This window comes from Paraprevotella sp., assembly GCF_986071375.1.
Window position 1 is genome coordinate 22,651 of the sequence record NZ_CFQRNQ010000001.1, and the last position, 26,716, is coordinate 49,366.

At 49.0% G+C, this 26,716-nt stretch carries 18 protein-coding genes and 1 tRNA gene; 10 read left to right on the forward strand and 9 right to left on the reverse strand.

Annotated features, from left to right (window positions below; translation table 11 throughout):
- Positions 1–14: 14 nt before the first annotated feature.
- The 4 genes from AC5RDV_RS00085 to AC5RDV_RS00100 all read right to left on the reverse strand — a co-directional run bounded on the left by AC5RDV_RS00085 (position 15) and on the right by AC5RDV_RS00100 (position 5,894).
- Positions 15–1,193, reverse strand: a complete 1,179-nt coding sequence (locus AC5RDV_RS00085) for a hypothetical protein (RefSeq protein WP_282747980.1) — start codon at positions 1,191–1,193, stop codon at positions 15–17.
- A gap of 38 nt (positions 1,194–1,231) precedes the next feature.
- Entirely contained in the window at positions 1,232–2,362 is a 1,131-nt protein-coding gene (locus AC5RDV_RS00090) for a hypothetical protein (RefSeq protein WP_282747981.1), read from the reverse strand.
- A gap of 65 nt (positions 2,363–2,427) precedes the next feature.
- On the reverse strand, positions 2,428–3,675 hold the full coding sequence (locus AC5RDV_RS00095; RefSeq protein ID WP_494222133.1) for a T9SS type A sorting domain-containing protein: 1,248 nt from the start codon (positions 3,673–3,675) through the stop codon (positions 2,428–2,430).
- Between the two features lie 221 nt (positions 3,676–3,896).
- Positions 3,897–5,894, reverse strand: a complete 1,998-nt coding sequence (locus AC5RDV_RS00100; protein ID WP_008629648.1) for an alpha-L-arabinofuranosidase family protein — start codon at positions 5,892–5,894, stop codon at positions 3,897–3,899.
- A gap of 152 nt (positions 5,895–6,046) precedes the next feature.
- Here AC5RDV_RS00100 and AC5RDV_RS00105 point away from each other — a divergent pair, with 152 nt between their 5' ends.
- Positions 6,047–8,269 carry a glycoside hydrolase family 25 protein gene (locus AC5RDV_RS00105; protein ID WP_282747608.1) on the forward strand — a complete coding sequence of 741 codons (2,223 nt, stop codon included), beginning with the start codon at positions 6,047–6,049 and terminating at the stop codon, positions 8,267–8,269.
- A gap of 34 nt (positions 8,270–8,303) precedes the next feature.
- Here AC5RDV_RS00105 and AC5RDV_RS00110 read toward each other — a convergent pair whose 3' ends face one another.
- Complete coding sequence (locus AC5RDV_RS00110) at positions 8,304–9,740, reverse strand: alpha/beta hydrolase family protein (protein ID WP_282747607.1); 1,437 nt, start codon at positions 9,738–9,740, stop codon at positions 8,304–8,306.
- A gap of 792 nt (positions 9,741–10,532) precedes the next feature.
- On the opposite strand from AC5RDV_RS00110, the gene AC5RDV_RS00115 reads away from it, so the two are divergent.
- From AC5RDV_RS00115 to AC5RDV_RS00130, 4 genes are all read left to right on the forward strand, one after another.
- Positions 10,533–11,114, forward strand: a complete 582-nt coding sequence (locus AC5RDV_RS00115; RefSeq protein WP_282747606.1) for a Crp/Fnr family transcriptional regulator — start codon at positions 10,533–10,535, stop codon at positions 11,112–11,114.
- 77 nt (positions 11,115–11,191) lie between these two features.
- Positions 11,192–11,920 (forward strand): SDR family NAD(P)-dependent oxidoreductase, encoded by a 729-nt coding sequence (locus AC5RDV_RS00120; RefSeq protein WP_282747605.1) that lies wholly within the window; start codon positions 11,192–11,194, stop codon positions 11,918–11,920.
- Positions 11,921–12,048: 128 nt separating this feature from the next.
- Complete coding sequence (locus AC5RDV_RS00125) at positions 12,049–13,137, forward strand: MBL fold metallo-hydrolase (protein WP_282747604.1); 1,089 nt, start codon at positions 12,049–12,051, stop codon at positions 13,135–13,137.
- A 20-nt stretch (positions 13,138–13,157) separates the two neighbouring features.
- The gene (locus AC5RDV_RS00130; protein ID WP_282747603.1) at positions 13,158–14,141 is read left to right on the forward strand and encodes a DUF362 domain-containing protein; all 984 of its coding nucleotides are present in this window, start codon (positions 13,158–13,160) and stop codon (positions 14,139–14,141) included.
- 125 nt (positions 14,142–14,266) lie between these two features.
- Here AC5RDV_RS00130 and AC5RDV_RS00135 read toward each other — a convergent pair.
- From AC5RDV_RS00135 to AC5RDV_RS00145, 3 genes are all read right to left on the reverse strand, one after another.
- A tRNA-Lys gene (locus AC5RDV_RS00135) sits at positions 14,267–14,339 on the reverse strand.
- A gap of 120 nt (positions 14,340–14,459) precedes the next feature.
- Positions 14,460–15,722, reverse strand: a complete 1,263-nt coding sequence (locus AC5RDV_RS00140) for an AI-2E family transporter (RefSeq protein WP_008629664.1) — start codon at positions 15,720–15,722, stop codon at positions 14,460–14,462.
- 13 nt (positions 15,723–15,735) lie between these two features.
- Positions 15,736–16,338 carry a thymidine kinase gene (locus tag AC5RDV_RS00145; RefSeq protein WP_130893998.1) on the reverse strand — a complete coding sequence of 201 codons (603 nt, stop codon included), beginning with the start codon at positions 16,336–16,338 and terminating at the stop codon, positions 15,736–15,738.
- A 163-nt stretch (positions 16,339–16,501) separates the two neighbouring features.
- Here AC5RDV_RS00145 and rsmI point away from each other — a divergent pair, with 163 nt between their 5' ends.
- The 5 genes from rsmI to AC5RDV_RS00170 all read left to right on the forward strand — a co-directional run bounded on the left by rsmI (position 16,502) and on the right by AC5RDV_RS00170 (position 22,516).
- On the forward strand, positions 16,502–17,206 hold the full coding sequence (rsmI, locus tag AC5RDV_RS00150) for a 16S rRNA (cytidine(1402)-2'-O)-methyltransferase (RefSeq protein WP_008629667.1): 705 nt from the start codon (positions 16,502–16,504) through the stop codon (positions 17,204–17,206).
- 13 nt (positions 17,207–17,219) lie between these two features.
- Entirely contained in the window at positions 17,220–18,074 is an 855-nt protein-coding gene (locus AC5RDV_RS00155; protein WP_008629672.1) for a Cbp1 family collagen-binding glycoprotein adhesin, read from the forward strand.
- A 176-nt stretch (positions 18,075–18,250) separates the two neighbouring features.
- A complete protein-coding gene (hflX, locus tag AC5RDV_RS00160; RefSeq protein ID WP_008629673.1) occupies positions 18,251–19,510 on the forward strand; it encodes a GTPase HflX in 1,260 nt (419 codons plus the stop codon).
- Positions 19,511–19,651: 141 nt separating this feature from the next.
- Positions 19,652–21,295: a fumarate hydratase gene (locus AC5RDV_RS00165; protein ID WP_282747602.1), complete on the forward strand. Its 1,644-nt coding sequence runs from the start codon at positions 19,652–19,654 to the stop codon at positions 21,293–21,295.
- Positions 21,296–21,430: 135 nt separating this feature from the next.
- Complete coding sequence (locus tag AC5RDV_RS00170; protein WP_282747601.1) at positions 21,431–22,516, forward strand: glycoside hydrolase family 43 protein; 1,086 nt, start codon at positions 21,431–21,433, stop codon at positions 22,514–22,516.
- Positions 22,517–22,561: 45 nt separating this feature from the next.
- Here AC5RDV_RS00170 and AC5RDV_RS00175 read toward each other — a convergent pair whose 3' ends face one another.
- Positions 22,562–26,587 carry a hybrid sensor histidine kinase/response regulator transcription factor gene (locus AC5RDV_RS00175; protein WP_282747600.1) on the reverse strand — a complete coding sequence of 1,342 codons (4,026 nt, stop codon included), beginning with the start codon at positions 26,585–26,587 and terminating at the stop codon, positions 22,562–22,564.
- Positions 26,588–26,716: the final 129 nt, after the last annotated feature.

Genomic DNA, 26,716 nt, shown 5'->3' on the forward strand with positions numbered 1-26,716 from the left:
TCGTTTCATAGTCATTACGTTAGTTTAACAATCTGGGTTGTGCCATTTGCAAAGTCAACAGAAGCTATGGCGTAAGGTGGTGTAAGGATGGATTTGTTTATTCTTACTTGTTGGGCATGCACAGTTGTGGAAAACAAAAGTAGCCCGGACAGGCTATATAGTCTCACCTCCTTTATGGCAATAGAAGAACTAAGTATGTAACAACCACTTACATCTTTTACAGACAAAGAGGGGCTGAGAGAAACCAAATTTACAGAGACGGGATGGTATTCACTGAGACCTTTTATTTTCCTGAATCGGTTCCAACATTTAGTCGTTTTGTAAATATCCACACTTTCGTCCGGGACATAAAGGGAGGCTTCATTGACATAAAACATTCCCCAATAAGGATTTTCCATTGTATAAAAAACATTTTGCCCCAAACAAGGGGGGATGGATGATTTGCATATCATCCGAAAATATTTGGAATCTATGGGCATGTCAGGTGTTATTATTTGGAAACTTGCAAAGGCACGGTCGCCAATAGAATCGACCGATGCCGGAATGGTAAAAGTCCATTTGTAGTCCCAAGCTCTGTTTTCATAAGCATTTGCAGAAATAACCTTGGTTCCTTCTATTATTTGTCCTCCATTAGTAGGTTCTGTACAGTTGTAATTGGGATAATGTAAAGTGGTATGGTCTGACGAATATATTGCATCTTCTATCATTGTGCAGTATTCATTGTCGGGAGATACTTCCATTCTCGGCTCAGCATAAATAAGGTCTTTAGTAAAAATGTCTTGACCTAAAGTTGGATATTTGCCCGTTAGTTCAAATACGCATATGGGGTTATTGCAACAGAAAGCTTTGTCCTTAACATGTTTCAAACACGAGGGAAGGATAATTCTAATGGAATCTGTCCCTAAATATTTGAAATCTTCAAAAGCATGTGCCGGAATAGTATCAATTTCAGCATCTTTCAAATTTAAGGTTTCTAACTGATTCAACAATTCATTTCGCAGGAAAGCATAATCCTCATCCAATAACGTTCCCGTAACTGTCAAATGGGTTACTGATTGTTTCTGTTCCTCCGTCAGCAAGGTTTCCAAGGCGGTTTCACCGGCGTGTACCGTCACATGTGTTTCTGCGTTTTGGGCTTGCAGCCTGCATAGCATTGCCATGACAAACAAGGCAGACAATAATCTCTTTTTCATAGCTGTTTGTTTTTGTATCATATTTTGTTTCATAATCATTACGGTATTAGTTTAATAGTTTCAGTGATGCCATTGTCAAAGTACACACGTGCAATAGTATAGGGAATTGCCAATTGGTTTCGGCTTATGGACAAAGTGTATGAATCAATAGTTTGTTTGGTAAATAATATCCCATTTGTACTGTACATTTCCATATAGAGCGGCTTTTGGTCAAAAGTCAATTCATAAGAATCCGGTGTGGATACGATAGATATATTCTTTTTATGGATTTGTTCAGAGGCGTGACTGGGAGGTTGCCCCATTGTTTCTATGGCACGAATATCTGATGCTATGTTCCAACCGTCTGCTTGTTTGTATTTCGCGATGCTTACTTCGTGCACGTATAAATCAGAAATTTCCAATACGCTATTTTTAAAAACATCTTTTCCTAATTTGGGCGGTTCAATAGCATAACATATTATTTCGGCTCCACTGCCATAACCTGTTGGGGCTGGACATTCTGTTTGTTCAAATGCACTGTCTCCAACGGAATCCAAAGATGCCGGAAGTATAAGTGTAAATGTCGGAAGGTGAAGATTCCTGAAAGCAGTTCCATGAATAATTTTCGTTCCTTCCTTAATCGTATATTTCCCTTCAACTCCTATATTCATATAATAAAAGATATTTCCATCCCATGAATATATAGAAGTATAGGTATTTGGTTGCCATTCTTCTGGAAATCTAAATGTTTCTGTCCTATAAGAATAATTATCATCACTTAATGTGACTTTTGTGTTATAAGAAGATGGAAATCGAGTAGAGTTTCCAAATGTAGGAAACTTTTCTGTCACTTCTAAACTGTAATACTTAGAAAATTGAGATAAGAAATTTGCTCCTATATGCTCTATGTTCATGGGTAGAACAAGATGAATCTTGTTAGGACTCGATGCCCATATATCTTCCGTCCTTATATCCGGCAACGTATCAATATTTGCAGCTCGTAAGTTCAATGTATCCAACTGTCCGTACAACCTTTCCCGAAGAAAGGTATAGTCTGCATCCAATAACGTTCCCGTAACCGTCAGGTATTTCACCGATTGTTTCTGTTCCTCCGTCAACAACGTTTCCAAGGCGTTTTCACCGGCGTGTACAGTCACATGCGTACCGTTACTTTCAGGTGCCTGTGCCATGCACAATCCTGTGCACAAGCAGCACGTCCATATTATCAATAACGTTTTCATAAGCTCCTCCCTACTTATTTAGTGATAATCATCCGCTTGGTGTCAATCACCTTGCCGTCGGCCACCAAAGCATAAAGGTACATTCCGGGGGCGAGGCTTCCGGCTTCAAGCGTCACGGAAGATTTACCCCTGTCCTGCAACGTCTTTTGGTCTATCTGCGTGCCGTTCAAGTCATAAATGTACAGGAATGCGGACTTCACGCTTTCCGGTAACGTGTAGCGCACCACTGTCGTTTGCGTGAAGGGGTTCGGGTCGTTTTGCTCCAATGCCGGGACATCCAATGCGTTGCCGCCGATGCCCGTTTCATTTCCGTTCCGGGCACGTACATTATAGGTCTGCGCCCCTTGCAACGATACCACTTGTGCGCGGAGTTCACTGACGGACTGCACCAAAAGCGGAATCATCTCCGTGTAGTTGATGCAAAGGTCTCCCTCCTGACTTTCATAGACCAGGTCCGGGTAGATCTCTTTCAGCACTTCGGCATCCAGTCCGTAATGTGTTTTCTCCAATGCCTGCGCGTCTGTCACGGAACGGGGAGCTGCTGCCACGGTATCCCCCGATGCCGCAAAAGCCTGCGCCGCCTGTGGCTCGGACAGGTTGTATTGCACGGCGGTCAACTGCGAAAGTTTCTCTGCCACTGACATGCTGTTCGTGGCATCGCTTTCAGCCGACAGGGGTATCACTGCCGAACGCCCCATCAAGGCGGAACGGGAAGCCGAGGGTGTCAGTACTGTACCGTAAATATTTCCTGTGGTACGGATGTCGCCCATGAAATAACCGACATAGCGGCCGGGTACATTTATATCTATATTGTCCAATGTTCCAAGTATGGCTGCTCCCCTTTGGTTTCCCCTTAAATTACCATGCACGGCATAATTATAACCGCCGGTGGAATTCCCGGCTTCTCCCAATATTCCCCATGCACGTCCTTGGTTTAAGGAACTTTTGATATACGACCTTCCCTTTACGCCTATATAAAATTTCTTCGCGTCAATCGAGTTTTCACCATAAATGGCCATGAGGTCGTTGATGGTAACTTTTGTCTTGCCATTACGTTTTACAAAGACACCGTGGTCATTGGATTGAAAAACTCCTTTCCATCCACCACTTCCATTTACGTTTTGGTCTCCTCCTACTAACAATGCAGACTGTGCCGTTACGGATGACTGGATGCTTACATTCCCATTGGGGGACATCTTGATTTGTGCCTGCAACCCGGAAAATACAAAACACACACCGATTAATGTAACTGACTTTTTCATGTTCATAAGGTGTTAAAAGGTTATACAATTAAATTTTCCGAAATTTAAGATGGTTCTATCAGGTATACAAATATTCTATATTAAACTAAGTTAATTAGAGGGGCGAATGCAAGGTTTTCCGATATTTTTCTTATAGCGTAGGGTGAAAAGTTTGCGGGTACTTCCTTCGTGGTAAAGGAAGTACCCGCAAAAAAACGTTATAGAGGTTCGTGACCGAGGCTTTATTTCTTCACCTTGAAGATGACGAAGTTCTTGCCTTGGACGGTGGTTTTGATGACGTTGCCTTCTACGGCTGCCCATCCGTCCTGAGGAATGATGGCGTTCGGATGGTCCAATGTGTTGTCTAAGGTGTAGTCACTGCAATCCAAGGTAAGGGTTGAGGCGTTGCCTTCTATCTTCTTCAAGCCGTCGAATTTAATGTCCACGGTTTGTGCCTTATCCGTCGTGTTGATGACCTTCACGATATATTCGCCGGTGTTCTTGTCGAACACGGCACTGGTGAACAGGCCGTCCTCACCTTTGGGAGTGGGAGTGGCGAGCGTGGCCGGTACGACATTCGTACCCATGTTCTTGGCATACATCTGCTGTACGTAGTAGCTTACGGACTTCACGCTGCGGAGATTGTCGAACCAAATCAGGTCGGGACGCCATTGCCAACCTTCCACGTGGGCAAAGAGCGGGGCGTATGTGGCCATGTGCACGATGTCGGCATTGCGTTCCAATGTGGTCATGAAGGCGGCTTCGTAAATGGAAGCACCTGCGTGGTTCCATTTCATGCGGTTGCCATGGTCGTGGCAGGCATATTCGCCGGCAAACACTTTCGGGCCGTTACGGTCGTAGTCGTCATAGCGGTTCATGCTGTTCTTGAACCAGTCCACCGGACGGTAGAAATGTTCGTCCACAAGGTCTACTTTCTGTTTCTTCATGTCTTCCCAACCGAGGTCGAACATCTTGCCTTCCGAGTCGGGACCGGACGAACCGATGATGAGGATTTCCGGATGGGCTTTGCGGACAGCCTCCACGAAGAATTTCAGGCGGTCGAAATAGAACTTGTCCCACTGTTCGTTTCCGATGCCTAAGTATTTCATGTTAAACGGTTCCGGATGTCCCATTTCCGCGCGCAGCTTTCCCCATTTCGTGTCGGTCGGACCGTTGGCGAACTCGATCAGGTCGAGGGCATCGTCGATGTAAGGTTTCAGGTCATCGGCATTGCAGGCCACGTGGGCTTTCTCATTGTCCCAATTCTGGTACTGGCAAGCCATGCCCACATTCAATACGGGAAGCGGGGCCGCACCGATTTCCTCGCTCAGCAGGAAGTATTCATAGAATCCCAAACCGTAGCTTTGGAAATAGTCCGGATAGTAACGGTTGGTAAAGGTCGACTCCCAGCGGTTCTTGTTGAGCGGCCGGTTTTCCACCGGTCCTACGGTGTTTTTCCACTGGTAGCGCGTTTCCAGGTTGGAACCTTCCACGATACAGCCGCCGGGGAAACGGAACACGCCCGGACGCATGTCATACAAGGCTTGTGCCAAATCCTTGCGCATGCCGTTCTCATGTCCCATCCAAGTGTCTACGGGGAAGAGGGACACATGTTCCAAATCCACGGTGCCTGTGCCCGAACGGTGCTGTGGATTGGAAAGGAAGATACGCAGGTTGGCTTTGGCGATGGTACGGTTGGATTTCATGACCATCGTGTATTTTTTCCATTCTTTCGAGTTGATGACCAAGTCCTGGCTGACAAATTGCTGTGCGTCATCCATCGTGTTCTGGTCGATGAACTGGACCATCAGCGTCACCGGCTTGCCGTCCGGCACGCGTGCCCATACGGAAAAACGGTATTCGGCATCTTTCTTCAGGCCGATGCCGAAGAAACCTTCGTTCTGTATGCCCGTCCACATGTCGCCATGTCCGGCACATCCCAAACGCACGTAATGCGGGTTCTTGTCGAAGGGGCCGTCATCCTGCAACGTGACGTTGCCGAACATTTTCCAACCCATGTAATGGTCGGGAGCAAATTCAAAAGAACGGTTCTTGACGAGTTCGGCATACAAGCCGCCGTCGGCTCCGAAGTTGATGTCTTCAAAGAACACGCCGTACATCGTGGGTTGTATTTCAGCCCCGATTTTCTTGGTTTGTACGGTCACGGTGTTGTCTTGTGCGTGAACCGTGTACGAAGTTGCCATGAGTGCTACACCTGCAAGCAGAGAGTTGATTTTCATGATACAATGGAACGTTAGTTAAATTAATAAATGATTTGTCGATGCGAAAATACTTATATTCTTTTAAAACCGCAACATCTTTTAAATGCTTTTTGTATTTTTGTTTTTAATTAGACAGAAAAGTGCTGAGGCTTTTTCGTGTGGGAAAATGTATGAAATGGAAATGGGATAAAAGGAGAACGGCGTGGGCGGCGACGGTAGGCATCATTTTGTGCGGATGCCTGCTTTTTTGGCCTGTTTCGGAAAAGGCATGCCGGGATGGCGTGGCAGAAGCCGTCACGGTGTCTTGGTATGAATTGGGAGTACCCGGAGGAGACACCTTGTATTTTAATGCCTTGCGCGCCGATTCCACGTTAACGGGGCTTTCTACGGAGCGTGAAACGGCAAAGTGTGAATTTCGGGCCAATGCCTTTTTCATTTCCTATTCCGGCCGTTTGCTGACGGCTGCTGATTCCGTGGCGAGACCGGAGCGGTTGAACCGTGAGGACTTGCTCCCTGCCTTGCAGAAAGAGGCACGGCTGTTGTCTGTGCGTTTGGCCGGTTTTCGGAGAATGTTGGAGGAAATGGAGTATTACGGCCGTACGCATTCGGTGGTGGACGAAGGATTTCATGAAGTCATGGCCCATAACGAATGGGTGAAGGCGCAGTGTGGAGAACTGGCGCGTTGCAAGCAAGCTTTGGACAGTTTGCTAGCCGCTGGGGGAGAAGATGCGTATTTGCGTGAGGAATGGACGTTGCGTATCCATGCGGGGGCAGGCCGTGCTGCGAGTGGAGGAACGGTAGTTTGCCGACGGTTGGCGCAAAGGCCGGGAGGTCCGTCCGTGTGGCAGGCGGCAGGCGGTAAGTTGCCCGACGGTTGCCGTCGTTTCCGGTTGAATCCGTTTCCCTATGGTTGGTTCCATTTCCTTTCGCCGTATTATACATGGTGGGGGCATTGGGGATGGTCGGGTGCGGCGCCCCGTAGGCAAAAAAACGAGGCTTCGCCGGTGAGCATCCGGATGGAAGACGGTTGTCCGGAAATTCCTTTAGTCCAAGGGGCTGAGGGCGCCCCGGTGTTTGGCCCGTGGGGAAACCTGAACGGCATGTGGGCCGGCGGCCGCTTTTATCCGGCTGCCGGGTTGTATGCCTTGAGTTTGTCCCATTCGTCTTGGCCGGAGTGTGTATGGGAGGATCTGAAAGCCTGGGTTTCCGGTTGGCGCACGGGGGGCCGTTTTGACTTTACCGGAGAAAAAGACGTGCCGGAAACAGGGGCGGTCTACGGTACTTATGCGCGTCGGGATACGCTGTTCTACGGACAGTTGTCCGGTGGCCTCCCGGAAGGTGAGGGGGTGATGCGGTATCCCGATGGCGGGGTGTACCGTGGCGGTTGGCGTGCGGGCATCCGAAAAGGATACGGGGAGTATACCGACTCCTTGGGGCGCACGTACAGCGGATATTGGCGCGGGGATTCTTTGCGGCGCGGACGTCTTCGGGCAAAAGAGGGGATGTATGAAGGTTTCTTCAACCGACGGATGGAAGAGCATGGCGAGGGAGAGTTCACGGCGAACGACGGAGGGTACTATGTCGGGAAATGGAAGGACGGGCGGCGTGACGGCTTCGGCTTTTCAGTAGCTCCTCACGAGGTGGTCAAGTGCGGGGTATGGGCGAAGGGACGGTTCCGGGGCGAACAAATGCTGTACCATTCGGAACGGATATACGGCATAGACATTTCCAAATACCAACACAAGCACAGGCACCGGACGTACGGCATAGACTGGAGGAACCTGCGCATTACACGTCTGGGGCATACGGCAGACCGGAATGCGTTGGGGGCGGTGGACTATCCGGTCTCTTTCGTCTACATCAAATCCACGGAGGGGCTGACGGTGTTCAATCCTTATTATACGCAGGATGTGCGTGCCGCACGCCGGTATGGGTTCCCGGTCGGAGCCTATCACTTTTTTTCCACCCGTCCGGCGATGTGTCAGGCAGATTATTTCCTGAAGAAATCCCGTTTGCGGAAAGGCGACCTTCCGCCGATGCTCGACGTGGAACTGTCCGACAGGCGGATTGCGGCGATGGGAGGCCGTGACGTGCTGTTCCGCGAAATGTTGGTATGGTTGAAGGAGGTGGGCCGCCGGAGCGGCACTACACCAATTATATATGTAAGCCAGGACTTTGTCAACCGTTATATGCCGTTCGCACCGGAAGAGTTGAAAAAGTATCCCGTATGGGTGGCCCGTTACGGGGAGTACAAGCCATACGTGCATTTGCTTTACTGGCAGCTCTCGCCCGACGGTCGGGTACGCGGTATCCGGGGCGATGTGGACATCGACGTGTTCAACGGTTCGGAGGAGCAGTTCAAGAGGTATTTGCGGACGCAAACCGTGAAGTGAACGAGGGCTTTTGCCCTTACGGTCGTGGGACGTGTCAGAAAGCCGTTTGTGGGGCACCTACGGTTTTCCTGATCCATTCCGCCATGTCTCGTAGCACGTCCTGACTGAAATTCCCTTTCAGAAGCCCGTATTCCGAGGGATGCCCGGTGGGGGCTTCCATGAACAGGTGGTTCAGGCCGTGATAAATGTGCGTGACGACTTGCGGGCTTCCTTTTGCGAGCGTTTCGATGGCTTCCATGTTCTCTTCGGGCAATACTTGCAGGTCTTTTGCCCCATTGGCGGCCCATACGGGGCATTGCACCCGGCTTAAGTCATGGCTCGGGTCATATTGCACGATGCTGGCTATTTCCGGACTTATGGCCTGTTCGGTGAGCAGGCGGGCATTGCGTCGGCGGATGCTGTCCGTGAGGTTTTCCCGGTAGGTGCCTTCGTTTATGCCGAGATGCTGCCAAATGGAGACCATGAGAGGGGCACTCCTGTGGCGTATGGAATCGAGCGGGAGGGGGAGCGCCATGGTGCCGTACAGTTCCTCGTACAGGGGGCGCAGGCTGTCGCTTGCGGCGGCAGGGAGTTGCGAAAGGATGGTCTTCTCGCATTGGTGCATCATCAGGTCTTTTCCCGGAATGGCGGCTCCGGCCAATGAAAGTACGAAAGCCACGTCTTGCGGACATTGCGCGGCGATGCGGAAAGCGATGGTGCCGCCCATGCTGTGCCCGGCCAGTCCGGTCTTTCCGCGCCGGATGTCTTTCCGTCGGAGAAGATAATCCAAGGCGCATTCCGCATCCGTGGCGGCGAGTTGCAAGGTGGCATCGGCATAGCGGCCTCCCGACTTGCCGGTCCCGCGGTCGTCCATGCGGAGTACGGCGATGCCTTGCCGGGTCAGGCAGTCGGCTATCATGAGAAACGGTTTGTACTTCCATGCCTCTTCATTCCGGTCTTGCGGTCCGCTGCCGGAAATAAGGAGCACGGCAGGGAATGGCCCTTCCCCTTCGGGCAAGGTCAGTGAGCCGGACAATTTTATGCCGTCTTTCGTGGTGACGGTTACCTCTTCTTCCCGGTAGGGGAAGGGTGGTTTGGGGGTGCCGGGCCTTTCCGGTTCAGACGATGCACCGGCTTTCCGGGCCGTGCGTACCAAGTTCAGCGGAAGGGACTGCCCGGCTTGCGTCACCGTCCCCTCTATCAGGGAGTCGCCGCGTACTTTGCCCACGTAGCGGAACTGTATTTGCGGAATCTTCAGGGTCAATTCTCCGTCGGAAAGGCATTCAGACGACTGTACGGGGAAACCGAAAACTCCTTGTGCAGGACTGTCCATGGTGGTTACCGGTTGGCCGTTCTGCTCTCCGAAGTGGAACACGATAGGCATTGTCGTTTGCCCTATTTGTATCGAGCCTTTGAAGTCCCCTTGTGGGGCTTGTGCATATAATCCTATGGCCGTCCCATACAAAAAACATCCCAATATCATCTTTTTCATGGCGAAATGGTTTTAAAATCAATGTTCAAAATTAAGGTATTGGGAAAATATATGCAATCCGGCCGCGTTAAAAAATCCTTTTCAGAATAAGGGCTTTCCAGTAGGCTACCCTGCATGTTGAGGTTGGTCTTATGCGGCATGTCCTGCGGTTTCCCGTTGGTCGTGTGGATTTGTGCTTTTTGGATAAATGAAAGGGAAATATGGGAATGGGTGACGAAAGGAAAGTAAAATGGCAAATTTTAGAAGAACGGGAGCGTATGGAAAAGTGCTTTCAGGAAGGATTTCAGTCCGATTTATACACGCTTTTTAAGGTTTCAGGTTCGTTTTTCACTTTCCTGAAGCAAAATTAAGAATCAATTTCAGTCGATTCATTTTTCATTCGGCTGAAAAAACACTTTTTTTCTCCGCAGGACTTTCCGGAAAACTGCGCATGACGGCGTACGGACGGGGTGAAAGCGACATACAAACATGTGCAGGATACCCTTTTGGATGCTGATTGGTGGCTTTCGGAGGACAAAAAAGGGGAAGCAGGATGTCATGGAAATACCCTGTCTCGTTGACGAGTGTCTTTTGCCTGTGCGCACGGATTGGCATCCGGACGGACAAAAAGTAAGCGGAAGGAGGCAAACGGTCGGCGTTGTGCATTCTTCCCGTTCCGCGAGAATCGCGTTTTCCCGCTCGTGCCTTCCTTTGTGTCCGAATGGTGCAATCCTGCACCGGCTAGTTTGACAATTTGATAGATTGGGGTGGGATAAATGTGCGGGCATGCACGGAAAATATTAATTTTGCGGCATGGATGCGATAAATGATTATTATATGGAAGAGCTGGACCTCTCGGCCATGAAACGGTTCTTTTTGGAACAAGGGGAGCGGCGGATATTGGAAAAGCAGGATTATTTTGTGCGGCAAGGCGAACGGTCGGGGCGTGTGGCCTATGTGGAAGACGGCATGTTCCGTTTCGTGCGGATGGACACGAAAGGTGGGGAGCATATCGTCGGGTATAGCTTCTGCGACAGTTTCGTGGCCGAATACACCTCGTGCCTTTGTGGCCGTCCGGCGTTGGCAGACGTGCAGGCTATCGTGAGAAGCACGCTTTACGTCTTGCCTTACGAAAAGCTGAGGCGTTACTGGGAAATGTCTCCTGAACATCAGCGTTTGGGGCGCATCGTGGCCGAGCAACTGTTCGTCATGACCTACCGCCGTTTGATGGACAGTTATTGTTGTACGCCCGAAGAGCGTTATATGGACTTGATGAGGCGTTATCCCGAACTGAAAGAACAGCGTCCGCTGAAAGAAATCGCTTCGTTTATCGGGGTGACGCCCGAAACGGTGAGTGCCATCCGGAAAAAATTGCTGAAGTCCGGAATTTCTTGAAATACTTCAAGGAAAATCCGGTGGCTCCCTTTTAACTTTGCCCGAAAATCGAAAGTGGAAATAAAACGTAAACGACCATGAAGAGAATTTTGATTGTGGGAGCCACGTCCGGTATCGGTGAAGGATTGGCTCGTTTGTATGCGGAACGCGGAGAGGTGAAAATCGGAGTGATGGGGCGTCGGTCGGGCCGTTTGAAAGACTTGTGTGCGTCGCGTCCGGATGTGTTTGAAGCAGAGGTGTGTGATGTGACGGACACGGAGGCGCTTCCGGTGGCATTGGAGCGTTTGGCGTCTCGCTTGGGAGGAGTGGATATTCTGGTGCTTTCTTCCGGGACGGGAGACTTGAATCCGGAGCTGGATTACGCCGTGGAGCGTCGTACGTTGGATACGAACGTGACGGGATGGACTTGCGTGGCGGACTGGGCCATACGGTGTTTTGAAAACCGGGGACAGGGGCATCTGGCGGCTGTCACCTCGGTGGGCGGCTTGCGAGGCAGCGGGGCGGCACCGGCCTATAATGCCACGAAATCTTTCCAGATGAATTATTTGGAGGGGGTGCGCCAACGTGTGACCGCACGGCGGCTGCCGATAGGGGTGACAGACATCCGTCCCGGTTTTGTGGATACGGACATGGCCAAGGGTGAGGGGCTGTTTTGGGTCGCTCCGGTGGACAAGGCTTGCCGGCAAATCGCACGAGGTATCGACCGGCGGCGTAAAGTCGTATATGTTACCCGGCGCTGGAGGTTGGCTGCTTGGGTGTATCGTCATATACCGGGGTGGCTGTATGTCAGGATGATGAAAGGATGAGGGTCGGAATCCGCATTCGGAAGGCCGGGAAGTAATTCCGGTTGTAAATCAAGTAAAAAAGGTATAGGATATTTCCGGGCGAACGCTTATCTTTGTCAGGACATTAGGAGATAAAGTTTAAAAAAGACATGTATCGGAAGAAAATGATAAAGATATTGCTCGTCATATTGTGTGTCATTGCCGTGGCGATTGTGGCTGTGGTCCTTTTCCTTCAGACTCCGTCGTTCGGGCGTTTGCCGCGTGGCGAACGGTTGGAACGTATCAGGCGGTCGCCGAACTTCAGGGACGGGGAGTTCCGTAACCAGGAACCTACCCCCCTGATGACTTCGGAAAAGGGACGGTGGGAAGCCATGTTGGATTTCGTTTTCAAAAAGTCGCCGGAAGGATTGCGTCCGGAACATCCGGTTCCGTCGGTGAAGACAGATTTGCGTGCACTCGACCCGGATAGGGAGCTTTTGGTATGGTTTGGGCATTCTTCCTATTTGTTTCAACTGGGCGGCAAGCGTATTTTGGTGGACCCCGTGTTTTGCGGTGCCGCTCCGGTATCTTTCCTGAATAAGCCTTTTCCGGGGACGGATATCTATCGTCCGGAAGATATGCCGGACATAGACTATCTGGTGATTACGCATGACCATTGGGACCATTTGGATTATGGGACGGTGACGCAGTTGAAGGGGCGCGTCCGTAAGGTGGTGTGCCCTTTGGGCGTAGGCGAACATTTTGAGTACTGGGGTTATGAACCGGAACGGTTGGTGGAGTTGGATTGGAACGAGACGGCGGTGCCGGACAGCGGTTTTACGGTGCATTGCTTGCCCGCCCGCCATTTCTCCGGCCGTGGCTTGCGGTCTAACCGTACCTTGTGGGCGTCTTTTTTGGTAGAAGCGGCGGGGCGTAAGGTGTACATCGGTGGGGACGGCGGTTATGGAGCGCATTATGCCGGCATCGGGAAACGTTTCCCGGGGATAGATCTGGCCGTGTTGGAGAACGGGCAGTACAACGTAGACTGGCGTTATATCCACACGTTGCCCAAACACCTGCATGCGGAAGCCGAAGCTTTGGGGGCCAAACGGGTGCTCACGGTGCATCATTCCAAATATGCGTTAGCGCGCCACCGTTGGGACGAGCCGTTGGAGAACGCCCGAAGGCTTGCTGAGGATAGCTCGCTAGAAGTCTTGTGTCCGATGATTGGCGAAGTGGTGGAATGGAGTGTAAAATGAGTTTTTTTTAATATAGGGTCATGAAACGTTTGTTTTTATTTGTGGTTTGCGCGTGGGCAGGTCTTTCCCTGTGGGCTTCCGGTGTGAAGGGACAGGGGACTGCTTGTGAGACACGGTCGGAAAAAGCACCGGCCAAGGTGTATATGATAAAAGAAATCAGTCCGGAGAGCCTGATGAAAGTGTATGAAGCGCTTGGGCGGAAGGCTACCGGAAAAGTGGCGGTGAAGCTTTCCACCGGCGAACCCGGAAATAACAATTACCTCGATCCGGCATTGATAAAAGGGTTGGTGCAGGAGGTGGACGGCACTATCGTGGAGTGCAATACGGCCTACGGCGGCGGACGTTCCGATACAGAAAAGCATCTGAAAGCGGCCAAAGAACACGGCTTTACGGCCATAGCCCCGGTAGTCATCATGGATGCGGACGGAGAAGTCGCGTTGCCCGTGGAAGGGGGAAAGCATTTGAAGGAAGATTTTGTGGGAAAGGCGTATCCGGAATATGACTTTACCGTAGTGTTATCCCATTTCAAAGGCCATCCGATGGGCGGTTTCGGTGGGGCTATCAAGAATATCTCCATCGGTATTGCTTCTTCTTCGGGAAAAGCTTACATCCATTCCGCCGGAAAAACGAAGAGCGTGAAAGAAGTGTGGGGCAAATTGCCTCCGCAGGACGATTTCTTAGAGTCGATGGCCGAAGCGGCCAAAGCTGTGGCCGACCATTGCGGAGACCGCATCCTGTACATCAGCGTGGCCAACAAACTTTCGGTGGATTGCGATTGCGTGGCTACACCTGAAGACCCGAAGATGGGGGACATCGGAATCCTGGCTTCGCTTGACCCCGTGGCGCTCGACCGGGCTTGTGTGGACCAGGTACGTGCTTCGGAAGACCATGGAAAGATACACCTGATTGAACGCATCGACTCCCGGCACGGCATGCATACGTTGGACTATGCCGAGCAAATCGGGTTGGGCAGTCAGCAATATGAGTTGGTGGAGTTGAAATAGTTTTAGGAGGGATTCCGGAATCGCAGGAGAACGCGATTCCGGAGCATTTATTAATATGAATTTGTCTTTATTGTCTAAACATGAAAAAAGCGATTATCCGAATTAGATAACCGCTTTATTTTCAGTGATTCGTTTGGGGCTCGAACCCAAGACCCCAACATTAAAAGTGTTGTGCTCTACCTGCTGAGCTAACGAATCAACCTCTATAGCGCATCATTCCTGATTGCGAGTGCAAAGGTACGGCTTTTTCTGAGAATAGCAAAAGATTTGCCCGTTTTTTTTCGTAATGGGGGCTTTTTTTCGTGGAGATGATGTCTTTTAATCCTTTTCACCCTCCACGGAAGAGCCTTTACCGCTTTCAGAAGCATGAATGTGTTCTTCTTTTGGCGTGGACTCACCGTTGTGATTAGGTGTTGTGGTGTTGTGGGGGAAAGTATCGGAGGATTCGCTTGAAAAGGCCTGGGAAGATGAAGGGCGTTTGCATCGCCTTTCTTCGGCCAGTATGACTTTGCGTTCGTCCCGCTCTATGAAGCGACGGTAATAGGAAAGCAGGAGGGTCGTCAGGGGAAGTGCGATGATGAGGCCGATTAAACCTAATAAATATCCCCACACGGATAGCGACAACAGGATGACGGCCGGATTCAATCCCATGAGCTTGCCCATGATTTTAGGGACGAGAAACGCATCCTGTATGCTTTGTACGACGATAAAGACGATACAAGCCGAAAGTAAAATCAGCCAGAAACTTTCCCCGGTGTCGTTGGCTTTTAATAAAGCGAGCAGGAGAGTCGGGATAAAGCCTATGGCCTGCATGTAGGGGACGAGATTCAAAAAGCCGATGAACATTCCCAAGCCTATGGCTAAAGGAAAGTCGATGATGAGAAACCCGATGCTGAACAAGATTCCTACTAAAAAAGCGACAAGGGCTTGACCACGAAAGTATGAATTCATCCCGTGTTGTACATCATCTACCAATTCCGCTGCAAAACGCCTGCTGCGTTTGGGGACTAACTTAATCCAACCTTCAGATAATTTCTCGTAGTCTAACAAGATGAAAAAAAGATAGAGGAGCACCATGCAAAAACCGAGTATTGCAATGATGAAATCGAATGTTTGCGAAACCAGACTCCATAGCTGGTTGATAGCTACTTTCAACGCTTCCATTACGTTATTCTCATGCAGTAACCGTATGAAAGCATTTTGATCGATATTCTGTTGGAAGAAGATTTCGATACTGCGGGTTATGGTGGAATTTCCTGTTTCTTTGATGAAGTCGGCTATTAAATCGCGGAATCTCACGAATTCTGCAATGGCCGGTGGGATGATGAGCCAAAAAAAGCCGGCTATGGCTGCCAATATTAGTAATAAGGTAATGGCGATACACAAGATTCGGTTGTGGAGATGAAGTTTGTATTGGAAGAACTTCACCGTAGGATAAATCATATATGCCAGGAACCAGGCTATAAAAAAAGGAAGTAATACTGTGCTAAGCAGATTGAGGACATATATGGATAGTCCCAGTCCGGCTACGACCATCAATCCCCGGATAAACCGGTCGAACGTTATTTCTTTTTCAAACATGATGAGGCAGGAATTAGGCTTGATGTTTTAGGTTATCTTTTTCTATCGCTTTTTGGTAACAGGCACGGCAGAGGGGCTCGTATGCTGTCTGTTCCCCTAAAAGCACTCGTTTCTCGTTGTCGACGGTACGATGGGACACGTAGGCCAACGCTCCGCAACGTACGCAAATGGCATGCACCTTGGTCACTTCGTCCGCCACGGCGCACAATCCCGGCATGGGGCCGAAAGGTACTCCTTTGAAATCCAAGTCCAGTCCGGCCACGATTACGCGTGTGCCGCGATTGGCCAATTCGTTGCATACGTCAATCAGGTTCTCGTCAAAGAATTGTGCTTCGTCTATGCCCACTACGTCCGTGTCCGAACCGAGCAGCAGGATGCTGGCAGAAGAATCTACGGGCGTGGAGGGGATGGAGTTCCCTTCGTGCGACACCACGTCTTGTTCGGCATAGCGCGTGTCGATGGACGGTTTGAATATTTCTACGCTTTGGCGGGCGAACTCGGCCCGTTTCAATCTTCGGATCAGTTCTTCGGTCTTGCCGGAGAACATGGAACCGCAGATGACTTCAATCCGTCCTCTGCGCATCATTTCCCCGTTTCGTTCGGTTATCGGACTCATGTGCGGATATTGTTTGTGATATAATTCTCTGCAAAAATAAGAATTAAGGGTGGATAATAGGATAAAAAAAGAGGCAAATTCGCAAACATCTGTTAAATATTGGCGTGTGTAGCGTAGTGGATAATGTTTTATTCTTACTTTTGTCCATATTGACAGTAGACTGATGGGAATCTTATATTTGGTACCTACTCCGGTGGGGAACTTGGAAGATATTACATATCGTGCTTTGCGCATATTGAAGGAAGCCGATTTGATACTGGCGGAGGACACGCGTACGACGGGTATTCTGCTGAAGCATTTTGAGATAAAGAATGCAATGTTGTCTTATCATAAGTTTAATGAGCATCAGGCGGTTTGCAGTGTGGTCAGTCGTTTAAATGCCGGAGAAACGGTAGCGGTCGTGTCCGATGCCGGCACTCCGGGTATTTCCGATCCCGGTTTTTTGGTGGCGCGTGAAGCCGTAAAGGCCGGTGTGGAGGTGGTTTGCCTGCCGGGCGCCACGGCTTTTGTACCGGCCTTGGTCGCTTCGGGGCTTCCTTGCGACCGTTTTTGCTTTGAAGGTTTTCTTCCGGTCAAGAAAGGCCGGGCAACCCGTTTGGCGGCCTTGTCTTCAGAATCCAGGACCCTTGTTTTTTATGAATCTCCTCATCGTTTGGTCAAGACGTTGACACAGTTCGTTGAGACTTTCGGGCCGGAACGCCAAGTTGCCGTGTGCCGTGAGATTTCCAAGGTGCATGAGGAAAGCGTGCGGGGAACGTTGGAAGAGGTGTTGGCCCATTTCACAGAAACGGAACCGCGCGGAGAGTTCGTCATCGTGTTGGCCGGATGCGAAGAGAAAGAGAGTAAGAAAAAGAATACGAACGAATAAAAAATAGAAACGTATGAAAAAGATTTTTTTATGTGTGATGTGTGCAGCGGCTTTGACCGCATGTAACAACGGGGCGAATAAGAAAGACCAGGCTTTTGCCGAGGAACGGGATTCGCTGATGCAAGTCATCAACGACAAAGATACCGAGTTGAATGAAATCATGGGGACGGTGAACGAGATTCAAGAGGGCTTCCGGCGCATTAATGAGGCGGAGGGACGCATCACCGTGAACGATGGAAATATGGAATCGGAAACTTCCAAACAAGCCATTCGTGAGAACATGCAGTACATTCAGGATGCCATGGCTCAAAACCGGGATAAAATCAGCCAGTTGAAAGAGAAGCTCCGTACGAGTAGCATCGGGGGAGATAAACTGAAAAAGATGGTGGATGACTTGTCAGCCCAACTTGAAGCCCAGAAGCAAAGGGTGCAGGAGTTAGAGGCACAATTGGCAGAAAAGGATATCGTGATTGCCCAACAGGGTGAAGCTATCACGAATTTGAACGAGAACGTGAATACGTTGACGGAAGAAAACAAGGCTAAGAGCCAGACTGTTGCCGATCAGGACAAGCAGATTCACACGGCGTGGTACGTGTTTGGTACGAAGTCGGAATTGAAAGAACAGAAAATCTTGCAGAAAGGCGATGTCTTGAAAGGTGATGACTTCAATAAGGATTATTTCACGAAAGTGGATATCCGTTACGACAAGGAAATCAAGTTGTATTCCAAGAGTGCCAAGTTGCTGACCAACCATCCGGCCGGTTCTTATAAGTTGGAGAAAGACAACAAGGGGCAATATGTGTTGCATATTACCGCGCCCGAAACGTTCTGGAGCGTAAGTAAGTATCTGGTCATCCAAGTAAAATAAGGCCGTTTTTTCTGCTAGGAAGGAATGGCCTGTGCAGGACACATTTTAGGTTTAAATGAATGGAAAAGAGGTTGCGTTTGCGCAGCCTCTTTTGCTTTTTTAAATTCCTTCCCTTTCTATTTGTTTTCCAACGGGGTTTTATGTATTTTTGTTGCCGAATAAAGAAAGTTTTTTGAATGAAAGAATTTGTGATTTCCGACGCACAGGCCGAAACGGCGGTCCTGGTCGGTTTGATTACGCAAACGCAGAACGAACGCAAGACGAACGAATATTTGGATGAACTGGAGTTTCTGGCCCATACGGCCGGTGCCGTGACGGTGAAGCGGTTCACGCAGAAGGTGAACGGCCCTAACTCCGTGACGTATGTGGGCAAGGGGAAGTTGGAAGAAATCCGTACATACATAGAGGCGGAAGAAGAGGCTGAGCGTGAAATCGGTATGGTGATTTTCGACGACGAGCTCTCAGCCAAACAATTACGAAATATCGAAAAGGAACTGAAAGTCAAGATTCTCGACCGTACGTCGTTGATTCTCGATATTTTCGCCATGCGCGCCCAAACGGCGAATGCCAAGACGCAAGTGGAGCTAGCCCAGTACCGTTACATGTTGCCCCGTCTGCAACGTTTGTGGACGCACTTGGAGCGTCAGGGAGGCGGTTCCGGCTCCGGAGGCGGAAAGGGTTCCGTGGGATTGCGCGGCCCGGGCGAGACGCAGTTGGAAATGGACCGCCGTATCATCTTGAACCGGATGTCGCTTCTGAAGCAACGTCTGGCCGAAATCGACCGCCAAAAGACGACACAGCGGAGCAATCGCGGACGTATGATCCGGGTGGCTTTGGTGGGCTACACTAACGTGGGGAAAAGCACGCTGATGAACCTGCTTTCGAAGAGTGACGTGTTTGCCGAAAACAAGCTGTTTGCTACGCTGGACACGACGGTGCGTAAGGTCATTATTGACAATCTGCCCTTCTTGCTGTCCGATACGGTCGGTTTTATCCGTAAATTGCCGACCGACTTGGTGGATTCTTTCAAAAGCACGTTGGACGAGGTGCGCGAGGCCGACTTGCTGTTGCATGTGGTAGACATCGCCCATCCCGACTTCGAGGACCAGATTCAGGTGGTGGAGAAGACGTTGGGCGACTTGGGCTGCAGTGACAAACCGTGTATGATTGTGTTCAATAAGATAGACGCTTACAGTTGGGTGGAGAAGGATGAAGACGATTTGACACCGGCCACAAAGGAAAACGTGTCGTTGGACGACCTGATGAAGACATGGATGGCTCGCCGTAACGACAACTGTATTTTCATTTCAGCCCGTGAGAAGACCAACTTGGAGGATTTGAAGAGAGTGTTGTACGACAAGGTGCGCGAGCTTCACGTGCAGAAGTACCCTTATAATGATTTTCTCTTTGAGAAATATGACGAAGAAGGGGAATAGGGTCGGGGAAACAACAGCCTTTCGGGCGAAATAGGTAGCATCTCGGCAAAATATTCCAGTTGATTTTGGCATTTTGCTCCCGATTTGCACTATCTTTGTTCCACGAAACAGAAAATGTCTCAATTTAAAACAAAAACGATTATGGCAAATGCACCTGAGTTCAAGTACGCTCCGATGTTCCAGATGGGCAAGGACGATACTGAATATTATTTGCTGACCAAAGACTATGTGTCGGTCGGCGAGTTTGAAGGGTACCCCGTGTTGAAGGTGGCTCCCGAGGGATTGACGGCGATGGCAAACGCGGCGTTCCGCGATGTGTCGTTCATGTTGCGCCGTTCCCATAATGAACAAGTGGCGAAGATATTGCACGACCCTGAAGCCAGTGACAATGACAAATACGTGGCTTTGACGTTCCTTCGCAATGCGGAAGTGGCATGCAAGGGCGTTCTTCCGTTCTGTCAGGATACGGGCACAGCCATCATCCACGGCGAAAAAGGCCAACAAGTGTGGACCGGTTATTGCGACGAAGAGGCTTTGTCGAAAGGTGTCTATAAGACTTATACCGAAGAAAACCTGCGTTACAGCCAGAATGCCCCGTTGAGCATGTACGAAGAGGTGAACACCAAGTGCAACCTTCCGGCACAAATCGACATCGAAGCCACCGAAGGTATGGAGTACCGTTTCTTGTGTGTGACCAAAGGCGGAGGGTCTGCCAATAAGACTTATTTGTATCAGGAGACGAAAGCCATCCTCAACCCGGCCACCTTGGTGCCGTTCATGATTGAGAAGATGAAGAGCCTCGGTACGGCTGCGTGTCCTCCCTATCATATCGCATTCGTTATCGGCGGCACGTCGGCTGAAAAGAACCTGCTGACCGTGAAGTTGGCTTCTACTCATTATTATGACAACCTGCCGACCACGGGTGATGCTACGGGACGAGCATTCCGCGACGTGGAACTCGAAAAGCAAGTTTTGGAAGAGGCGCATAAGATTGGTCTCGGTGCACAGTTCGGCGGCAAGTACCTCGCACACGATGTGCGCATCATCCGTTTGCCACGCCACGGTGCGTCTTGTCCGGTAGGTCTGGGCGTGTCTTGCTCGGCCGACCGTAATATCAAATGTAAAATTAACAAGGACGGTATCTGGATTGAAAAACTCGACAGCAATCCGGGCGAACTGATTCCGGAAGAGTTGCGTCAGGCGGGCGAGGGCGATGTGGTACGCGTGGATTTGAACCGTCCGATGAAAGAGATTCTGGCACAGTTGGACCAATATCCGGTGGCTACCCGTTTGTCTTTGAACGGTACGATTATCGTAGGCCGTGATATTGCCCATGCCAAACTGAAAGAACGCCTCGACCGTGGCGAAGACTTGCCGCAATACATCAAGGATCATCCTATATATTATGCCGGTCCTGCCAAGACTCCGGCGGGCATGGCTTGTGGTTCCATGGGGCCGACTACGGCCAACCGTATGGATCCGTATGTAGACCTGTTCCAGAGCCACGGCGGTTCCATGATTATGTTGGCTAAGGGAAACCGCAGTCAGGTAGTGACCGATGCGTGCAAGAAGCACGGCGGCTTCTACCTCGGTTCTATAGGCGGTCCGGCTGCCATCCTTGCGCAGAACAACATCAAGAGCATCGAGTGCGTGGAATACCCCGAGTTGGGGATGGAAGCCATCTGGGAAATAGAAGTAGAAGACTTCCCGGCATTTATCCTGGTGGACAACAAAGGCAACGATTTCTTCAAGCAAATCAAACCTTGGAACGTATGTAAGAAATAGTCTTTCATACAGATAAAAGAATAACGGTGGGTTAATATTCAAATTTTATCATGGTAGTTTTTACACCGTTATGTGCCGCTGTGGAGAAGTGATTCTGTGCAGCGGCTTTTTTTATGGTCAAAAACAGAAAGAAACATGAGAAATAAATGGTGGATAGGGGCTTGTGCAGCGTGGATGGCATGCGCCCCGCTTGCGGCACAGAATCTTCAAAAGGGAGATTACGGTTATTTATACTGTCACATGAGCGGACGTGGAGAATGGACGGCATACGCCTTGAGCCGGGACGGCTTGCATTACGAAGACCTGTTGGGAGGAGGACCCGTGTACGACGTAGAGAAGCTTTCCCCGATAGAGGGAGGGGCGCGCGATGCTTATATTTGCAGGACGTACGACGGCAAGGGGTACGTGATGGTGACGACGGACATGAGCAACCGCAAGAGCCGTTCCTGGTTCAACCATGGGATAGACTTGCTCCGCAGTGACGATTTGATACACTGGGAATCCGTGGCTTTCGATTTCTGCAAGGGGGCCTCCGTCTTTTCCGATCCGGATTCTCCTGATGTGTATCGTGACTATGCCGGGATAAAGCGGGTTTGGGCTCCGCAGATTTTTTGGGATCCTGCATACGTGTGGCCGGACGGGAAGAAAGGCGGATATATGATTTACTATTCTTTGTGGAATCCGGAGGAAGAAAAGTATGACCGGATGTATTATTCTTATGCCGACCATTCTTTTACGACGCTGACCAAACCTCGCTTGATGTTCGACTGGGGATATGCTACGATTGACGCGGACATTAATTATGTCCCGGCCGATGGCAAGTATCACATGTTGATTAAAAAGGAAGGCGGTACGCCGGGTATTTTTGCAGCCACGGCTGACAAGCTGACAGGGCCTTACCGGATTAAGAGCGAAACGGACTATGTACGTTTTGAGGGCAACCGGAAATGCGAAGGATGTTCGGCTTTCCAACTGATAGGCGACAGTACTTGGCGGGTGGCGTATATCCAGTATTCCACGAAACCCCGGCAATACCGTATCTGTCAGGCAGATGAACGTATGCAGAATTTCCATTCCCCTGTCACCATAGAAGGAGTGGAGGCACCGCAGCACGGTTCTTTCATGAGGTTGACCAAAAAGGAATACAAACGCCTGAAGAGATGGTCTGCTCGCGAGATGAAGCGGCGGGCGAGAGATGATAAGGGGGCAGAAATAAACTGATGGATAAAAACGGGGAATATGCACATAAAAGGGCATTCCCCGTTTTTATTTTCCGGTGAACTTGCTGGGAGGTACGTTAAAGTGTTTGGTGAAACAACGGGTAAAGTATTTCGGGTCGTTGAAGCCGACTTGGTAGGCTATCTCGGAAATGTTTAAGGTATGTCCGGTTTTGCTTATGAGAATTTCTTTAGCTATGTTCAGGCGATAGTTACGTAAGAGTTCCCCTATGGCAGTACCGGTCAGTTCTTGTGTTTTTTTGTATAATAGGCTTCGGCTGATACCCATGTCGACGGAGAATTCATCCACGCCATATTCAGCATTGGAATAATTCTTTTTAAGGAGGTCTAAGAGCTTGTCCATGAATGCTTGGTCTTGAGTACCTGCTTTGATGTGTAATTCTTCGCTTATCATGTGATATGCGAATTTCTCTTGAAGCCTTTTGCGGTTTCTGAGTAAGTTTTCTATCCGGGTCAATAACAGGTGTTCGTCAAAAGGTTTGGTCAGGTATGCATCCACTCCAAACTCGAAACTTTGGATGTGTGCCGTTTCGGAAGTTTTGGCTGTCAGAATCAGGAAGGGGATGTGTGATATGGAAAAGTCCGATTTTACATGACGGGATAGTTCCATTCCGTCCATGATAGGCATCATTAAGTCGCTTAAGATGAAATCAACGTGCTGCGTGTGCAAGATGTCGAGTGCTTCTTTACCTTGCGATGCTTCCAGGCAGTGATAATAGGGCGATAGGATGGTATGTAAATACTCCCGCATGTCCTTGTTGTCTTCCACGATGAGCAGGTTTATGGAGCTTTTCTCCGTTTCCATCATTTTCTTATGGGTTTCCGGGCTTTTGGGCAGGGATATTTGTACCCTTGTAGATGGAGATGCTTCAATAAGGTGCAGGGGAAGTAAGAACCGGAAAGAACAACCGGCGGTCCGATTGTTTACGACCCATATTTGTCCTCCTTGCAGTTGTACGAGTTGTCTGCATAAATATAAACCTATGCCTGTGCCGCTTTGGCCATTTATTGATGTACAAGGTCGCTTATCTGATTGGTAGAATCTTTGGAATATCATTTCTTTATCTTTTTCAGCAACACCCGGACCTGTGTCGCATACGCTTACAAAGAGTAAAGAACCTGAAGTGGAGGTAAGGGTCTTGGTGAACAATTTTATACATCCTCCTTTGGGAGTGAATTTAATCGCGTTAGACACTAAATTGAACAGGATTTTATGAAGTGCGTCTTCGTCAAAAGAGACGGTACATTCCGGTAAATGGAAATAATATTGTATTCTTAGGCCTTTTTCAGCGGCATAAGCGCTAAATAGGAGTTTCAAGTTTTGGAATAGCGGTAATAGGTATCCTTCGTGGAGCGTGATCTTCATATTGCCACTTTCCACTTTACGGAAGTCCAATAACTGGTTGACTAAAGAGAGTAGATAGTGGCTGTTACGGTCTACTATCTGTAATTGTTTGTTGGTTTCTATATCGGTATTGGTCTCTAAAAGATGCCTTACGGGGCCGATAATGAGTGTTAAAGGAGTACGGAATTCATGTGTGATGTTGGTGAAAAAGGCCAATTTTTCGGCTGTCAGGTTTTGTATTCTTTTTGACATGTCGAGTATTTCAGCTTTCTGTCGGCTAAGCAGTTCGTTTTGTTTTTCCAACGTTTGTGTACGTTGTGCCAACAAATCAGTTTGTGTTTTCAGTTTCTGTGTGCGTGATACGACTTTCTGGTGTAATTCTTTCTTTTGTAGCTTTAGCGTTCGTACGCGCCACATATATATAAGGTATAGGATTAGGATAAGGCACAGGCAACTTATGATTCTGAACCATGCGGTTCTGAAAAAGTAAGGAGTGATGTGCAATGCCATCTTTCCTTCCGAACCGGATTCGAAGTGTATACCGTCTGTGGCGTACCGTACTTCCAAGACGTATTGACCCGGTGGAAGGTTGGCGTATGATATGGTACGGTTGTCTTTTCCCGTGATGGTCCATTGGTCGTTAAAGCCTTTGAGTCGGTAGGCATAGGCGGCTTGTGGGGTGACGTTGTAGTCCAGTGTGGCAAATTCAATGGAGATGAATTTTTCACGCTCGTGTATTTCAACGACTCCGTCTTTTACTTGTACCTCACCTTGTAAGGTTTGGCAATGGGTGAATACGACGGGAAATTTTTTTTGTAGGATTGAAGGTTGTGAAGCCGGTGAGACTACAGAGAGTCCGGTCATGTTACCAAAATACAGTTCTCCATTTCTTCCTTTGTATGCCGCGTTCCAGTAAAATTGGTTACAAGCTAATCCGTCGTCCAAGGTATAGTTTTGGAAACACTGTTTTTGTGGAAAGAAGCATGAAAGTCCATGCAATGTGGAAATCCAGATATTTTTTGTATTGTCTTCCAATATTCCCCTCACGTGGTTGTTTACCAACCCGTCACGAGTAGAATAGTTTTGAAAGGTGTATGTACCGTCTATCGTTTGGGTTCCGATATAAAAGCCGTTACCGTTTGTGCCCACTAAAATACGGTTGTCGGAGCTTATTGTTACGAATGTGATTCTTTCTTTATCATGTGATTGGGGATTATTCAATTGGTACGGCCATAGCTGAAAGACGTTTTTTCCTTGGTGGAAGCGTTTTAAGTCGATGCGGCAAAGGCCGGCTGTCAATCCTAACCACAAATTGTGCTGACGGTCTATACATGCTCCCGCGTTACCCGTTTGCATACCTCCAAGTTTTTGGTTCCTAAACGGTTCATCTATTTTCTCGCTAGGGACATGGTATGTATAAACGGATTTGCTGGTGGCAATCCATAGCGTCTGATTGAGACTGTCATATTGGATGGCACAAGTGCTAGCCCAAGCAAGTTCAGGGTGTGTATTGTCGTACAATGGGTGGAATTTCACCTTTCCTGAAAGAGTTTGCTCCACACTGCATACTCCACCGCCCCACATTCCAACCCATAGCTGTGAACCGTATCCTGTAATGCAGCTTACTGTGTGACTGGGTAAGCCATCCTTCATGGTGTAATGTGTGAATTGTCCCGGTGAGGTCATACGGTTGAGTCCGCTTTCTACCGTACCCACCCATACCTCACCGTCATCTGCCGTATAGATGGCGTTGACGGTCTGTGGAGAAATACTTTGCGGTAAGTCACCAGAGTGGATATAGTTTGTCACAGTTAGTCTTTTGGGGACAGCTTTCATCAGTCCGTCGGCTTCTGTACCTATCCATACGGTTTCTCCGTCAACCAACAAACAATTAATGAAGTTGCAGAAAATGAAGTCCGACTTCTCGTCTTGGAAAGATTCATAACCTACTTGCTCAAATTTATCCGTTTGTTCATTGTATATGTTCAGTCCTTTGAGGGTAGATACAATCAAGGTCTGGTTTGGTGTTTCTGCAATATCAGTGATGTAGTCTTGACTTAAAGAATGGAAAGGAGCTGAAGAGTGATATTCCTTATGATGGTTGCCTTTGGAATCATATAGGAAAAGACCGTTTGATGTGCCCACCCAAAAATGGTTTCCAGTTTGGTACAATGCTTGCGTACGGCAGTTTCTTGGCAGGTTGGCAAAGAGGGAGACGGAAGAGGTCGGATGCCGTAGGTCTATTCTGTATATGTTTTCGGAACATCCGATCCATAAAATATCTTTTTCGTTTTCATAAAATGTTATGATGTCTTTGTTATGGATGAAAGGAAAGTTTTGAATGGTTGCAATGTTCCCGTCAGAGGTAAAGTTGATTCTGTAAGTTGCTTGTCTGCCTCCAACCCACAAGTTTCCTTTTCTGTCGCAATAGATGGAGTGGCATGGTTGGCTGCGTAACGAATCCCAAGCAAGTGCAGGGGATGCTGATAAGGTTAGGGATATTAGTTTTTCAGTATCAAGGCATTCCAATCCGTTGTCCCCTGCAATCCATAGCCTGTCGTGCAGGTCTTCGCAAATGGCTTTTGCAAAATCGTTTTGAATGTGTCGGACGCTTTCAGTGGAATTGAACGAAATGAACTGATAGCTGTCATATCGGCATACGCCGCCTCCGTAGAGTGCGAACCAAAGGAAACCTTTGCTGTCTTTCAAGATGTCTTCTACGAAGTTATGTGGTAAACCTTCGTTTATCCCAATGGTAGAAAACTTTTGGCTTTCACGCCAAAGGAGATCATTTGTTTTGGCTTGTACTCTTACACAAGAAAGAATGAGTAGGATCAG